Consider the following 231-nt stretch of genomic DNA (forward strand, 5'->3'; position numbering starts at 1 on the left):
TATCACTGTATAAGTCTACTATTTCAGCTTTAGGAAAACGCATTGGGTCGGTCAGTGAAGTGAGGATGCTCACCTCTTTTCCCTTAATCGTTTTTGTGACCAATCTCACTTCAATACCATCGGGTAAGTCAGCAAACTTCTTTCTCGCTTGTGCTGTTGTTTTTAGCTTGATGAGTTTGTCTTGACGACCCAAAGAGCGAACGACTTCATACTGAGTTCCTTTTCTCATAG

General features: G+C 41.6%; 1 pseudogene. It reads right to left on the reverse strand.

What is annotated here, in order from left to right:
* Positions 1–231 (reverse strand): annotated as a pseudogene (locus ACSLUH_RS19715) (IS4 family transposase); the annotation flags it as partial.

It is taken from the genome of Thalassotalea ganghwensis (genome assembly GCF_053485795.1).